Origin of the sequence: Salibaculum sp., from assembly GCF_035270045.1 — a bacterium.
Classification (GTDB): domain Bacteria; phylum Pseudomonadota; class Alphaproteobacteria; order Rhodobacterales; family Rhodobacteraceae; genus Salibaculum.
Genome location: NZ_DATFIP010000039.1, coordinates 1 through 14,917 on the forward strand (window position 1 = coordinate 1; position 14,917 = coordinate 14,917).

A 14,917-nucleotide genomic window follows, 5' to 3' on the forward strand; every position below is an offset into this window, starting at 1 on the left:
CCGTAGATGTAGTAGAACAGGTCCTCCTTGGTGATGGTATCACCCGGATAGGCTGCTTGAAATTGGGCGAGCCCGGCGTCCGTGATGGCATCGCGGCGAGCGAGTCCGGTCTCTCCGTCCGTAGTGGCGAACAGGCCCTCCTCGGGCGTGGTTTCTTCGTAGAGGTAGAGGGGGAAGCATTGTGCCCCTGCCGCCATCATATTCAGGTCAGGCAAGATGTTGACCATGTATGCGGAAAATCCGCCGCTCGCACCGATTCCGGTGGCTGCAATGATCCTATTATCTATACTCCCAGTCGGGAAAATACGCGGCATTTGGTTAACATATTCGTTGAACGTTCTCCCGAAGAACACCTGTGTCTTTTCAAACGGTCGGTAAATCGCAGGAACAACGTGACCATCTTTGAAATTGATTTTCTCACGGTTTGAGAATCTTTGCTTCAAGCCGCGCGTCCAGCTTATTGATCGCGTATCAGTTTCGGCTTCTTTTCCGTCAATAAGTAGCTTGTTGTAGTGCTCAATGCTGTGCTGGATGTTCTGAACCAGACCGGGTTTACCGGAGAGCAAAAAGCTCGGAAGGTAAGCAATGACCAAAGGAAACCCAGGGAACCGTTTTTCGACAGAGGTACGTGCGCGCGCGGTGCGCATGGTTCTGGAGAACGAAGCGGATTACAAATCGCGGTCGCAGGCGGTCGCCTCGATCGCGGAGAAGTTCGGATGCAGTAGCGCCACGCTGCGCGGCTGGATCAACAGACAGGCCATCGAGGACGGTGATCGCGACGGCCTGACGCAATCGGAACGCGAGGAGCTCAAGGCGCTGCAGCGGGAGAACCGTGAACTCAAGCAGGCCAACGAGATCCTGCGCAAGGCGTCGGCTTTTTTCGCAGCGGCGGACCTCGACCGCCAACGCAAGAGATGATCATGTTCATTGATGATCATCGCGGGCAGTACGGCGTCGAGGCGATCTGCAGAGTTCTGCCGATCGCGCCGTCCACCTACCATCACCACCAGGCGGTCAAACGCGACCCGTCCAAGGCGTCCCTGCGGACGCAGCGCGACACCGAGCTCAGCCCGAAGATCAAGGCGTGCTGGGAGGCCAGCGGCAAGCGCTACGGGGCCGTGAAGGTCTGGTACGATCTTGCTGAGAATGACGTGGCGACTGCCCGCTGCACGGTGGTGCGCCTGATGAAAGAGATGGGAATACAGGGCGTTATCCGCGGCAAGGGCAAGAAGACAACGTATCGCGATCCGGCCCTGCCGTGCCCCGAAGACAAGGTGAACCGCGACTTCAAGGCACCAGCCCCAAACACCCTTTGGGTGGCCGATTTCACCTATGTGCGCACCGCCGTCGGGTTCGTGTATGTCGCCTTCATCATCGACGTCTTCGCCCGCTACATCGTGGGCTGGCAAGTTTCCTCGTCGCCCAACACCAAGCTGGTTCTCGACGCGCTCGAGCAGGCGCTTGCCGCCCGCAAGCCCGACCGGGATCGGCTGACCCACCACAGCGATCGCGGCGTCCAGTACCTGTCGATCAAGTATTCCGAGCGTCTTGAAGAGGCGAAGATCGGGGCCTCGGTCGGCAGCGTGGGGGACTCGTATGACAATGCCCTCGCCGAGACCATCAACGGCTTGTACAAGGCCGAGGTCATCGAGCACGAAGGCCCGTGGCGCGGTAAGAAAGACGTCGAGTTCGCAACATTGGACTGGGTCCGTTGGTACAACGACAAGCGCCTCTACGGCCCGCTCGGATACATCTCACCCGCAACAGCCGAAAGGAACTTCTACAACGCCGACTGCGAGGCTAAGATCGCCGCAGAATGACCAACTCCAATCTCTCCGGTAAACCCGGTCTGGTTCATCCAAATGTTCGGTCGCGTCGTGCGGTTTGCTGGCACGAACGGTAACGGAAAGCGTCTGCGAGACATAAAGGGCGACTTAGCTGCGTTGCAAACGGCCTTCGTCTTCGGACTCAAGTCCCGATATCTGCAGGCCTTCTTGGAGGGACTATTCGAGAACGGAATCGGTGAAAAGGCCAGAGCCGTCTGCGACGTTCAGGACTGGCTACCAGAAACTCCTGCGCTGATATCAATCAAGGCTATCAGCCCGCAACAAAGTGCCTTCCTTGTCGATTTGTGCGATGCTGATTGGCTTAAATCAGTCAACAAGATTGTCGTCTCCTATGCCGCAGGTGTTGCTACTGCACGCATCGGCCGTGACGGATTGGATGAAAGCGCGACTCGAATGGGCGCGGACATCACTCCGGAATTCAAGAAAATTATTCCGTACCTAGACATGGACTCCATATACACAGATCTCATGCAGTGGAAGGCCATCGGAAAGCGCTGGAACTTCCGCTTCGACCGTCGCTCCGTCAGCACCGCCCTAGCCAATGGCCCGTACGAAGTGTGGGCCCTGCCGGGCTTCTGCAAGATTCAAAGTCAGCAAGACATCCAGCGGCTTCAAATTGCAGCAAGCACAGTCGCTCGTAAGCTATTTGAAAGCGCCTACCGCAAGGTTGAGGCTAAACATAGCAGCTACGAAATCGTCGGCGCGGCAGACAGCGGCATTCCCAGCCAGTACTTCAAGGAAGGCACCAATGCCTGAAAATTTGCAAACAAATTTGTTCGGAGACCGCCCCCTGTGCCCGAATGTGCAGAACCTTCCATTGATCGTCAGTGCGACAAGTAATAATTGCGAAGTTCTTGCACCAGGCAGCGTCTATCAGCCTCTTTTGCTGGACCAAAAGGACACTGGTGTCTTGTCTGGCCCTGGGGCGCTAAACCGTGAAGAAGAGAAGTTCGTTCGTGACTTGATTACTTACCTTTACCCAAAAAAAGATTATCCAAAGTCAGCTTCTACGCCACTCGTATGGGGAAAGCAAAAGATTTGGCTAAAGCGAAATATTGAGAAAGACGCGAAGTCCTTCAGGCTACGCGTCGATTCCTCTGACTGGTATTATCCCGATTTCGTCATCTGGATCGTTGACGAGGAACATCGCACCCAGACCTTCGGGTTCGCTGATCCGAAAGGCCTCGCTCTGGGCGCACATGCAGGTTGGGGGGAATACAAAGTCGCTTGCACTCAGATCGTTCCGCATTTCCTCCATGAGGAGATCGGCCCGGTCATTATAGACGGTCAACCTTGGACCTTTCGAATTCGTGGTGTCCTGATCTCGACCTCCAGCTTCGAGGGCCTGCGCGAGCAGCGGAAGTTCTTGGTGCGAGACTCGGACGACGTCACACATCAACCGACCAAAGAGCAATTCGCCCAGGCGCGCATCCTGTTCCAAGAGCAACGCGCCGAAGACTACATTCCACACGTCCTCCGTCTTCTGACCGAGGACGGAGAGCTGGACGAGGTGCTTAAGCTTGGGGCAAGATACTTCGGGAAATCCGCACCAGCGAAGTGTGCCAACGAGGTCGAAGCCGACTTGGCTTTGAGGCACCGCAAGGCACGAACGGCTAGCGATTTCACAGCCTCCATCGTGGAGGATTATCTCATGCCGGACGCCGACGGGAAGATAGGCGCGCGCGCGCACCAGAAGCGCAAAGATCAGGTATACCGGTTGCTTGATACCGACGATGCTCAAGCGCGCACCCTATGGGATCAATGGTCCGACAAGGGTGAGCCGAGTCGGTTCCTCTTGCAGAACTTTCCATCAGTTTAGCACAAGACCAAGTTTGTAAAAATATTCGATAACAAGAAGTTGCTCTGCTTCCAGAACCCAGCTCCTTCGAGCGAAAGGCTCAACGTTTGAACTCGCAGCCATTCCCGGACAAGAAATCAGCAGAGGACGTCGAAGCTCAGTTCAAGAAAATTGCTTCTAGCCGTCTTGAGAGTCTGGGCGGGGAGTTTTTCTGGGGAAACCTGGACGAAGCAGAGTCTTTATGTTGGTCTTTACCCGGCATGTCACGGTTTTGAAGGTCAGCATGTCTAACGCCTCAAATAGGTACAGAAACAGCTCCGAACGGTTCGACTTGGCCCATGCGTTGGTTCGATTTCAGTTCCATCTCGCGAACGCCACCGGCATCGAAGTGTTCAGCCTCGGCGACGCAAAAACCGCGAAATTCCAGATACTTGTAGGCTATTCACCAGATCGGCGCAGTCATGAGGTCCGGAGAATATTGGCCCTGAGAGACCGCTTTCGGGCCTCTTGGCGCCGGGGCCAGTGCTCAGCCCATCCCGCATAACCCTCGAAAACAACGAAAAAATCCGGCCGCAGCCGGATCGGGAGAACGCTTTCGCTGGGTCAAGTGGCGGAGCGGAAGGGATTCGAACCCTCGAGACGGTTTCCCGCCTACACACTTTCCAGGCGTGCGCCTTCGACCACTCGGCCACCGCTCCGTTGCGGGGGATACCCAAAAACGCAGGGGCGATGCAAGGGTCCAGCGGAAACTAATCGTAGCACTGGATGTTTCAGCGGCCCAGATGCAGGTGGACGCGGCGGTTCTGCTTGCCCTTCTTCTCGACCTTACCCAGGCGCACCCGTCCGATCTCGGCGGTCCGGGCAACGTGGGTGCCACCGCAGGGTTGCAGGTCGGCGGTGTTCTCCCCTGCCCCGATCCGCACCAGCCGGACCGTGCCGGTGCCGCGCGGGGGCGCCACCGAGAGGGTCTTGACCAGTCCCGGCCGCGCGTCGAGCTCGGCCTCGGTGATCCATTCCTCGGTGACCGCGAAATCGCAGGCGATCAGGTCGTTGAGTGTCTGTTCCAGCGCGTCCCGATCCTCGGGCGCCTCGGGCATGTCGAAGTCCAGCCGCCCTTTTTCAGCGGTGATCGCACCACCGGTGACGGGCAGCGGGATGACCACCGATAACAGGTGCAGCGCCGTGTGCACGCGCATGTGGCGATGGCGTCGGTCCCAGTCCAGTTCCTGGTTCAACACCGCGCCCACCCCCGGCAGCGCGGCGGGTTCGGCCGGGACAAGAACGATGTCGTCCGCGTCCGCCTTGACGGTCGTTGCGATCTCGATCTCGCCGCCCTTCCAGCGCAACACCCCGCCGTCGCCGGGCTGGCCGCCGCCGGCGGGGTAGAAGATCGTACGGTCGAGAATGATGCCGCCCTCCTCGGTCAGGGCCGTCACCCGGGCCTCGGCGGCGCGCAGGTAGGGATCGGCGCGGAACAGGGCCTCTGTCATCCGGCCTCTCCGCCATCGGGGTCGGTATCCGTGGCGAGCGACTGGTCGGCGGGGCGCGCAGCGTCGCCGACCGGCCCCTCCGGCGCCTGTGGCGCGCCCGGCCCGCGCAGGGTATCGGGATTGCGCAGCCAGAGGTCGCGCTGCGGGAAGGGAATCTCGATACCCTCTTCGGCGAAACGCCGGGCGATCTGGTGGTTCATGTCGGATTTCACGAAAAGGACCCAGTTCACGTCGCGCAGGATCGCGCGGATCTCGAAGTCGAGGCTGTTTTCGCCGAAGCCCTGGAACAGGACCGCCGGGGCGGGATTGGCCAGCACCAACGGATGGGCGCGGGCGATCTCCAGCAGGATGTCCTCGACGGTCTTGGGGTCCGTGCCATAGGCGACGCCCACCGGCACGATGACCCGGCCCACGCTGTTTCCGCGGGTCCAGTTGGTGACCTGCCCGCTGACCAGGTCGGCGTTGGGGATGATGACATCGGTGCGGTCGAAGGTCTCGATCCGGGTGGACCGGACGGAGATGTCGCGCACGTAGCCCATTTCGGTGCCGACCTGGATCCAGTCGCCCTCGCTTATGGGCCGTTCGATCAGCAGGATTATCCCCGACACGAAGTTAGAAACGATATTCTGCAGGCCAAAGCCGATCCCCACCGAGAGCGCACCGGCCACGATGGCCAGGCCCGAAAGGTCGATCCCCGCGGTGGTGATGGCCAGGATCCCGGCCAGCACGATGCCGACATAGCCGGTGCCGGCGACGATGGCGTTGCGTCCGCCGATGTCGATCTTCGTGCGCGGCAACACCGAGGACCTCAGCGCGCCCTGCAACAGCCGGGTCAGAGTATAGGCAGCCGCGAAGACCAGCGCGAAGGTCAGGAAATCGGTCGGCGAGATGCGGGTTTCACCGATGGCAAACCCCTCCTGCGCGCGAGCCAGAAGCTCGGTCAGGTCGGTCCGCCGGGCGCCCCAGACAAGCGCCAGGACCGGCAGCGAGAACAGCGACAACGCAAAACCGATCAGGACCGGGATCAGGGCATCCTGCGCGCCGTCCTCGATGCCTGATAACAGGGTGTAAAGATCGACCGAGAGCCTTTGCAGAATGACCAGGAGCCCAAGCACGAAAAGCGAGATTGCCGCCGGAACAACGAGCAGCTCGAAGGCGGCGACGTAACCCAGCAGCCCGGCCAGCACGCCGATCCAGGCAAGCAGGGTCAGGGCCCTTGCAAGCAGGCGGCGGGCAATCAGGCGAAAGCCGTGAGGCGTATGCTCCTGGCTGGCGTCCGCTTCGGCCGGATCGATCTCGTCCTCTTGGGCCGGCTCCGCATTGGTGGTGCGAAGGACGCGCGCCAGCCGCCATAGCACCACCGCCAAGGCCAACCCGCAGGCAAAGATCAGCACCGCGCGCGGCACGGCGTCGAAGGCGGTCGCGTCCATGAAGGCGGTCAGCACCAGGGTCAGAGCCAGCACGTAGCCCATCAAGACGATCAGCCGGGCGCCGGGGCCGCGCAGATCCTCGTCCACCTCCAGCGCGGGGGCGGCCCCCGCGACTGTCGGGAACAGCAGCATCCGCGACATCCAGTGCCCCAGGATCGGCATCAGCGCGGCTTGGGGCAGGCTGTCCAGCACCAGCGCACCGCGCCGCCCCACGAGATCGAGTATCTCGATCGACTGCACCAGGGCGACCACGCCAAGGTAGGGCAAGACCACCGTTCCCAGCGAGAGCAGGAACCGCCAGACCCCGCGGCCCCGTTTCGACCGTGTGGTCACCCGCCCCTGGAGACGCTCAGACCAATGGGGACCGCGGGTCAAGAGCACGATCGCGGCCAGCAGGTAGAGCGCGGAAAAGGGCAGCGCCTCCAGCGCCGACCGGCGCCGGATCTCGTTGTTCCACTCGGACAGGACCTCGGCCCGGATCAGGCCATAGCCATCAACCAGCCCGCTCAGCGCCTGGGCCCAGCCCAGCGGGTTCAGCGGTGACTGGACGCGTTCGCGCAGGGTGTCGGCCTGGCGATCGCGGATGATGGTGTCGATCTCGGCAATCAGCCCGTCGGCGCGTTCATGGGCCTCCTGCGCCAGCAGGCCCGGAGCGCGGAGACGTTGCAGCCGTTCGCTCAGTGTGGACCGGCGGGCGGTGACGCGGGGGTCCTCGTCCTCGACCGGATCGCCGAGAGCGGCGATCTGGTCACGCAGCGTGGTGATGCGGTCGCGGTTGATCGTTTGCCGGGACAGGAAGCGGTCGCGCCAAACGGTAAGCTGACCGCGCAGGTCATCGAGCACCTGTGTCGAAACCCGCCCGGCCGCCAAGGCTTCCTCCACGCGGGTGGCAAGGTTTTCCCATTCGCCCAGGTCCTCGAAGGCTGGCGGCAGGGCCTCGGCCTGCTGGGCCAGTTCCGCGTCCGATTGCCCGGCCGCTGGGTCTGCTTCCCGCTGCTCGGACTCCGACGGATCGGGCACGAGCGAACCGACCTGCGCGGCCGCCGCGCCGGCCAGGCCCAGCACCGCGACCACAACCAGGAGGCGCAGGAGGGCGGTCATTGGTCCTCGAAGACGCCGGGGATCGACCGCGGCGCGGACCCCAGGAACCCGGGCAGCGGCAGGCCCTTTTCACGCAGGAAATCGGGATTGTAGAGCTTGGACTGATAGCGCGTGCCATAATCGCACAGGATCGTCACGATGGTATGGCCCGGCCCCATCTCGCGGGCCATCCGCATGGCCCCCGCAACGTTGATCCCCGAGGACCCGCCAAGGCAGAGGCCCTCGTGTTCCAATAGGTCGAAGACGATGGGCAGGGCCTCGGCATCGGGGATGTTGTAGGCCATGTCCGGGGTGAACCCCTCAAGGTTGGCGGTGACACGCCCCTGCCCGATGCCCTCGGTGATAGAACCGCCCTCGGCCTTGTGTTCGCCGGTGGTGTAATAGTTGTAGAGCGTCGCGCCGTCCGGGTCGGCCAGGCCGATCTTCACGCCGCGGGGCTGCAGGGCCTCGGCCACCCCGGCAATGGTCCCCCCCGACCCCACGGCACAAATGAAGCCATCGACCTTGCCGTTGGTCTGGTCCCAGACCTCGGGGCCGGTGGTCTCGACATGGGCGCGGCGGTTGGCCACGTTGTCGAACTGGTTGGCCCAGATCACGCCCTCGTTGCTGTGCCGCGCCATTTCCTCGGCCAGGCGGCCGGAGTAGCGGACATAGTTGTTGGGGTTACGATAGGGCGCGGCTGGCACCTGCACCAGGTCCGCCCCGGCCAGGCGCAGCATGTCCTTCTTTTCCTGGGACTGGGTCTCGGGGATGACGATGACGGTCTTGAAGCCCATCGAGGCGCCGACAAGCGCCAGCCCGATCCCGGTGTTGCCGGCGGTGCCTTCGACGATTGTGCCGCCGGGCTTCAACAGGCCCTTCTCCACCGCGTCTCGGATGATGAACAGCGCCGCCCGGTCCTTGACGGACTGGCCGGGGTTCATGAATTCCGCCTTGCCAAGGATGGTGCAGCCGGTCTCTTCGGAGGCGCGGCGCAGCTTGATGAGGGGCGTGTTCCCGATGGCGTCGGCGAGGTCGTGGCGGATAGTCATGGCAGGCCCTTCGTTGACATGTCCATCAGGTGTATGACCCGCACCGGTCAACATCAAGCGGATGCGCGCAACCGGTCCCGGTTTCGGGCCAGCCAATGCCCGGCCAGGTCAAGCGGAACCAGGCGGAAACCGCCCGCAGCAAGCCGCGCGTCGAAATCGGCCCAGTCCATGAGATGCGAGCGGATGTCTTCGTTCTCGTCCGCCTTGCCGCCCGGCCCCGGCAGATCGTCGGGAAGGTCGGCCAGGCCCAGGAACAGGTGGAAGTGCTCGGTCGTGGTGCCGGGACTGGGATAACCCGCGGCGATGCACTCCAGCGCGCGAAAGCTCACGCCCGCCTCCTCGGCGGCCTCGCGCCGGGCGGCCTCCTCGGCGGTTTCACCGGGGTCGATGCGGCCTGCCACCGGCTCGGTGATCCAGGGCGAGGGGTCGCCCCTCCGATAGGGCCCGACACGGAACTGGTCGATCAGCAGCACCCGGTCGCGCCGCGGGTCATAGGGCAGCACGATGGCCACGTCCCCCGCGCACCAGACCGCGCGTTCCACCGCGGTGCTCATGGTGCCATCGAAACGGCCAAACGACAGGTCCACCTCCTCGACGGCAAAGTGGTTGATATAGGGGCGCCGCAGGTCCAACAGCGTGACCTCGTCGCGCGATGGCCCGCCTGCGGGCGGGGTCGCGGCGCCCCGAATCCGGCTGTCGGCCCGGGCCAGCATCTGCGCATGGCGCTGTCCCATGAGCTGCGCCGGGACCCTGCCGTGCAGCGACATGGCCTCGGCGGCGGCGTCCAGCGTGCGCGCGCCATGGGCGGCGATCCATGTTCCCAGCGACCAGTCCTCGGCCGAGGCCTGCCACCGGCCGGGGGCAGGCAGATAGGCCAGCGCCGCGACCGGGCGCTCGGCAGCGTCGATCACCTCGATCTCGGCGGGATGATAGCCGAAGGCGGCCTCGTAATAATCCAGCCGCGCCAGGGCACTGGGCGAAAGGTCGGCCACCAGCGCGCCATAGGCTGCCGCGCCGCCCGCGACCATGACGGGAAAATCCTGCCCCGCGACGCGCGCGACCCGGTGCCGGGGCCGCCGGGCTGGCTGAAAGGGCGCGGCCTCGCCCGCCACGGCCTCGAACAGCGGCGGGTGCAGCAGGGTGCCGAACAGGAAGATCGGCCGAAGCGGGTCAGCCGGAGCCGGTGCCATCAGCTGTACCGCCGCCCGATGAACTCGGTCGCCAGCCCGGCCAGCACGCCACCAATGGCCAAGGTGCCCATGATCAGGGGCGTCGCCATGAGCAGCCCATGCTCCAGCATCAGTTCGAAGATGGCCACGACGGCCTCGACCGGCGTGTCGTAGAACTTGCGCAGGCTGTTCTCGATCATGATCACAAGCGAGTTGGTGAACAGCGCCACGACCACCAGCGCCACGGTGGTCGTCACGCCATAGCTGATCGCGTCGACATAGCCGGTTCCGGCGCGCGGCCCGGCCAGGCGCCAGCCGCACAAGACGCCGATCACGGTGTTCACCACCACGAAATACCCCAGGTCCGTGCCTTCGGGAAACCGGGGCACGATCAGCCCCGAGACATACCATGCCAGGACCCCGAACAGGAACGCCCCGGTAAGCCGCGCGGCTGTCGGCATGGCCTCTCTCCCCTTCGTGACGGGCGGCCCGGGCCGATGTCAGGACCCGCGGGTCACCGTGATCTGCGTCACGTCACAGATTCCACTGCGGAAGGTTCCGGCGCAAGAGGTAAGATAGAAGTTCCACATCCGGCGGAAGCGATCGTCGAAGCCCAGCGCGGCCACCTCATCCCACGTGGCGTTGAAGGTGTCGTACCAGCGCCGTAGCGTGTCGGAATAGCTCTGGCCGAACTCGACGGAGTGCACGACGCTTAGCCCGGCCCGCTCGATCTCGGCCCGTAGCACCTTGGGCGCAGGCAGCATCCCGCCGGGAAATATGTATTTCTGGATGAAATCGACACCGCTGCGGTAGGCCTCGAACCTCTTGTCCTGGACCAGGATCACCTGCAGCGTGGCCTGCCCCCCTGGCTTGAGACACTTGCGAAGGGTGTCGAAATATGCCGGCCAGTACCGTTCGCCCACGGCCTCGAACATTTCGATGCTGGCGATACCGTCGTAGGCGCCGCGCTCGTCGCGGTAATCCTGCAGCTTGAACTGGACCCTGTCGGACAAGCCCGCCTTTTCGATACGCTCGCGGGCGTAATTCAACTGTTCCTTGCTTATGGTCAGCCCTGTGACTTTCAGGCCCCGCTCGCGGGCGGCATATTCCGCAAAGCCGCCCCAACCACAGCCGATTTCCAGGACATGATCGCCCGGTTGCGCGCCCATCTGATCCACCATCGAGGCATACTTGCGGGTCTGGGCCTTCTCGAGACTTTCCTGGCCGGTCTCGTACAGGGCCGAGGAATAGGTCATCGTGTCATCCAGCCAGAGCCCGTAGAAATCGTTGCCCAGGTCGTAGTGATAGGAAATGTTCCGCTTCGCCTGCCGCTTGCTGTTCGATTGCAGCCAGAAGCGCATCTTTTCATAGGCTCGTACCAGGCCCTGGCCCGGGAACCCGTCGTAGACCTCGTCGGCCTCGTCATGGACCAGGTCCATGAAGGCCATGAGATCCGGCGTGGACCAGTCACCGTCCAGGTAGGCATCGCAGAAGCCCAGGTCGCCCTCGCGGATCAGGCGGGCGAAGACCTCGGGATCGTGGACATCCAGTTGCGCGACGTAGCCCGGGTCCTTCCCCTCGACGCGAAAGTGCCGCCCGTCGGGCAGCGTTATGTCCAGCCGCCCGCGCGGCAGCGCCTTGAGCTTGTCGAAAACAGGGGTGAAATAGCGCGGCAGGTCGCGCTGGCCCTCGGTGGTGGTCAGGATCATCTGGTCTTTTCCGTCCTTGTCCTTTTTCAGGCTTTTACGGTCCGGCACGGCGAACGGTTTTGCAGAAATGTTAACGGGTTACGCAAAAGCTGTCACGCCTGTCTAGAAATCGCGGGCCTTGTAGGCGTCGAGCGCCGTCTGACGGCCCTCCTTCAGGTTCACGATCGGCGCGGGATAGGCCTCAGCCGCGGCCAGCCCCCAGGATCGCGGCACGGCGTCGAAAAAGGACAGCGCCGTGGCCGACGGTGCCGCTTGGCCCTCGGCGATCCAGCGGCGGCGATAGTGTCCGTCGGGGTCGAATTTCTCCAGCTGGGTGGCCGGGTTGAAGACCCGGAAATAGGGCGTGGCATCGGGGCCCGACCCTGCGGCCCATTGCCAGCCCATGGCGTTGCTGGCCGGGTCCCAGTCGATCAGGCAGTCCTCGAACCAGCGCTGCCCGATGCGCCAGTGGCTCAGCAGGTGCTTGGTCAGGTAAGAGGCCACGATCATCCGCGCGCGGTTGTGCATGGTGCCGGTGACATACATCTCGCGCATGGCCGCATCGACGAAGGGTTCGCCCGTGCGGCCCCGTTTCCATCGGGTCACCGCCTTGGTCGCTTCGGTGTTCCAGGGGAAGGCGTCCCACTCGGGACGCCAGTTGGCATGGGTGATGCGAGGGGTGTGATAGACAAGGTGGTAGGCGAAGTCGCGCCAGACGACCTCCTTGAGGAAGGTCTCGGCGCCGCGCTTGCCCTCCTGCATGGCGCGCCGGCCCGCGTGCCACAGCGCGACCGGGGAAATCTCGCCGTAGGTCAGGTTCTCGGAGAGGTTCGACGTGCCATCGCGGGCGGGAAAATCGCGCGCCTCGTCATAGTTGTCGATGCCCTCGGCGATGAAAGCGCCGAGGCGACCGCGCGCGGCGTCCTCGCCCACAGTCACAAGCGCGCCCACGACATCCGCGCCGCGCCGCATGGCCGCGCCCAGGTGCCAGTCGTCCAGGTCGTCCGAGGCGGGCCAGCCTTCGGGCACGGGAATGCGCCCCGGCGCAGGCCGCGCTTCGGCCACGTCGCGGTCGCGCACCGCCTTCCAGAAGGGAGTATAGACCCTGTAGTAGCCGCCCGTGCCGGTTTCGACCGTCCAGGGTTCGAACAGCACGTGGCCGGGAAAGGACCGGGCATCGACCCCCGCTTGCTTGAGCGCCGTCTTGACCTCGGTGTCGCGGGCGATGCTGTCGGGGTCATAGGCACGGGTCCACCAGACCGCCCCCGCACCGGTTTCCGCGACCAGGTCGGCCAGGCACTCCAGCGCCCTGCCCCGCCGCAGGATCAGCCGCGCGCCCTTTTCCGACAGCGCCTTGGCATGGGCCGCGACGGACAGCCCCAGCCGCCACTTGGGGGCGGCCCCCAGGGACGAGACGACTTCGTCATGCAGAAAAACCGGGATCACCGGGCGGCCCGAGGCAGCGGCCTCGGTCAGAGCTGGATGATCGGACAGGCGCAGGTCGCGCCGGAACCACAGGATGATGGGGCTGGTCATTCGGTTGTCCCTCGGTTTCGACGGCCCCAACAGATAGCCCGGCCCCGGCAGGATCAAGCCGGATCAACGAAAACGGGCCGCCCCGTATGGGACGGCCCGCCGGATCGGTGGTGTGCGGCAGCTATCAGCCGCGCTTCTCGCTCATCAGGCCGCGGATGATCGCGTAGCAGATCAGCAGCAGGATGATGGTGAAAGGCAGACCGGTCGAGATGACCATGGCCTGCAAGGCGCCGAGCCCGCCGCCGATCAGCAGCGCGATGGCAACCAGCCCCTCGAAGGTGCACCAGAAGACCCGCTGGGGCACCGGCGCGTCGACCTTGCCGCCCGCGGTGATCGTGTCGATCACGAGCGAACCGGAGTCCGAACTGGTCACGAAGAAGACGATGACCAGCACGATGCCGATGGTCGAGGTGATGGCCGCCAGTGGCAGTCCTTCCAGCATGGCGAAGAGCGCCACCGAGTCGTTGTAGTTGGTGATCACGTTGTCGATGACCGCCGAGCTGTCAGGGTTGGCGATCATGTCGTTGATTGCCGAGCCACCGAAGACAGCCATCCAGAACACGCAGACCAGGCTGGGGATGATCAGCACGCAGGTGATGAACTCGCGCACGGTGCGGCCCCGGCTGACGCGGGCGATGAACATGCCCACGAAGGGGGACCAGCTGATCCACCAGGCCCAGTAGAAGGCCGTCCAGCCCTGCATGTAGCCTGTGTCTTCACGTCCGAAGGGGTTCGACAGCGGAACGACCTCCTGAACATAGGCCCCGAGACCGGTCACGAATTCACTCATGATGCTCACCGCCCCGGCCGTGAACAGCACGAAGAGCAACAGCGCCGCCGCGATCACCATGTTGATCTCCGACAGAACCTTGACCCCGCCGTCGAGCCCGCGAAGCACCGACACCAAGGCAATCGCAGTGATGCCGCAGATCAGGAGAACCTGAACCGTCACGTTGTCGGGAATGCCGTAAACGTAATTCAAACCGGCATTGGCCTGCTGCGCACCGATCCCCAGCGAGGTCGCCAGTCCGAAAAGCGTCGCAAAGACGGCAAGGGTGTCGATGATGTGGCCCCACCAGCCCCAGACCCGGTCGCCGAGGATCGGGTAGAAGGCCGAGCGGATCGAAAGCGGCAGGCCCTTGTTATAGCTGAATAGTGACAGCGACAGGGCAACGATCGCGTAGATCGCCCAGGGGTGCAGCGCCCAGTGATAAGAGGTCGCAGCCAGAGCCATCCGGCGGGCCTCGTCCACGTTGCCGGCGATGATCGCGCCGTTCTCGTCAAACGGTCGGACCGTCCCCAATGGCGCGTCACCCCAGGGTGTGCCGAAGTAATAGGCTGGCTCCAGCACGCCGAAGAACATCAGGCCGATGCCCATGCCGGCCGCGAAGAGCATCGCGAACCAGCCGGGGTAGCCATAGTCGGGCTTGGCCTCGGACCCGCCCAGACGGACCGAACCCCAGGGGCTGACGATCAGGAACAGGCAGAAGATCACGAAGACGTTGGCGCCCAGCAGGAAGAACCAGTCGAAATTCGACGTCAGAAAGACGCGCAGGCCAAGGTCGCAGAATGCGCCCGCGGTACAGGAGTCGCTGACGTCAGCCCCGTTGAAAAGGGCGTTCGCGTGGCCAGGCGCGATGAGCGCATAGGCCACGAAGGCGATCACGGTAAGCCCCGAGATCACGAAGACGGGGTTGTGAATATCAAGCCCGAAGGGCCCGATCTTGGTTTCGATATTATCCTGACCGATTTCATAATCGGTATCGATAAGTTGGCTATGCCCCTCGGGTTCGGGGATGCCCTGGTTTGCAGATTCATCGGCCATGT

The 14,917-nt window shown here is 63.5% G+C and carries 12 protein-coding genes, 1 tRNA gene and 1 other annotated feature; of the genes, 3 read left to right on the top strand and 10 right to left on the bottom strand.

The features are described from left to right. Positions 1-647, bottom strand: a 647-nt coding sequence (locus VJ897_RS06445) for a type ISP restriction/modification enzyme (protein WP_324054348.1), incomplete at its 3' end; no start/stop codon positions are given. Here VJ897_RS06445 and VJ897_RS06450 point away from each other — a divergent pair. The 3 genes from VJ897_RS06450 (at position 586) to VJ897_RS06460 (ending at position 3,666) form a co-directional block, all read left to right on the top strand. Further along, a protein-coding gene (locus tag VJ897_RS06450) for an IS3 family transposase (RefSeq protein ID WP_414706687.1) occupies positions 586-1,820 on the top strand; the annotation gives its coding sequence in 2 pieces (ribosomal slippage) (positions 586-886 and positions 886-1,820; 1,236 coding nt in all). The two genes, VJ897_RS06445 and VJ897_RS06450, sit on opposite strands and share 62 nt — an antisense overlap. Beyond that, positions 873-989: a sequence feature (AL1L pseudoknot), on the top strand. Its footprint overlaps the gene before it by 117 nt. A gap of 42 nt (positions 1,821-1,862) precedes the next feature. Continuing rightward, positions 1,863-2,603, top strand: a complete 741-nt coding sequence (locus VJ897_RS06455; protein ID WP_324054352.1) for a hypothetical protein — start codon at positions 1,863-1,865, stop codon at positions 2,601-2,603. Next, on the top strand, positions 2,596-3,666 hold the full coding sequence (locus VJ897_RS06460; protein WP_324054354.1) for a hypothetical protein: 1,071 nt from the start codon (positions 2,596-2,598) through the stop codon (positions 3,664-3,666). Before VJ897_RS06455 ends, VJ897_RS06460 begins: the two co-directional genes overlap by 8 nt. A 587-nt stretch (positions 3,667-4,253) precedes the next feature. Here the strand turns inward: VJ897_RS06460 and VJ897_RS06465 are convergent. The 9 genes from VJ897_RS06465 to VJ897_RS06505 form a co-directional block, all read right to left on the bottom strand. Further along, a tRNA-Ser gene (locus VJ897_RS06465) sits at positions 4,254-4,343 on the bottom strand. Between the two features lie 72 nt (positions 4,344-4,415). After that, a complete protein-coding gene (locus tag VJ897_RS06470; protein ID WP_324054356.1) occupies positions 4,416-5,135 on the bottom strand; it encodes an alanyl-tRNA editing protein in 720 nt (239 codons plus the stop codon). Beyond that, on the bottom strand, positions 5,132-7,666 hold the full coding sequence (locus tag VJ897_RS06475; protein ID WP_324054358.1) for a DUF3772 domain-containing protein: 2,535 nt from the start codon (positions 7,664-7,666) through the stop codon (positions 5,132-5,134). The genes VJ897_RS06470 and VJ897_RS06475 overlap by 4 nt, the downstream gene beginning before the upstream one ends. Then, entirely contained in the window at positions 7,663-8,697 is a 1,035-nt protein-coding gene (locus tag VJ897_RS06480) for a cysteine synthase A (RefSeq protein WP_324054359.1), read from the bottom strand. The genes VJ897_RS06475 and VJ897_RS06480 overlap by 4 nt, the downstream gene beginning before the upstream one ends. A gap of 53 nt (positions 8,698-8,750) precedes the next feature. Beyond that, positions 8,751-9,887: an NUDIX domain-containing protein gene (locus tag VJ897_RS06485; protein ID WP_324054361.1), complete on the bottom strand. Its 1,137-nt coding sequence runs from the start codon at positions 9,885-9,887 to the stop codon at positions 8,751-8,753. Next, entirely contained in the window at positions 9,887-10,327 is a 441-nt protein-coding gene (locus VJ897_RS06490; RefSeq protein ID WP_324054363.1) for a TrgA family protein, read from the bottom strand. Before VJ897_RS06490 ends, VJ897_RS06485 begins: the two co-directional genes overlap by 1 nt. Positions 10,328-10,366: 39 nt before the next feature. After that, positions 10,367-11,575, bottom strand: a complete 1,209-nt coding sequence (locus VJ897_RS06495) for a class I SAM-dependent methyltransferase (protein ID WP_324054365.1) — start codon at positions 11,573-11,575, stop codon at positions 10,367-10,369. Between the two features lie 102 nt (positions 11,576-11,677). Continuing rightward, positions 11,678-13,090, bottom strand: coding sequence for a cryptochrome/photolyase family protein (locus VJ897_RS06500; RefSeq protein WP_324054367.1), 1,413 nt, complete (start codon positions 13,088-13,090; stop codon positions 11,678-11,680). Between the two features lie 124 nt (positions 13,091-13,214). Then, positions 13,215-14,915 (bottom strand): BCCT family transporter, encoded by a 1,701-nt coding sequence (locus VJ897_RS06505; protein WP_324054368.1) that lies wholly within the window; start codon positions 14,913-14,915, stop codon positions 13,215-13,217. Positions 14,916-14,917 lie beyond the last annotated feature (2 nt).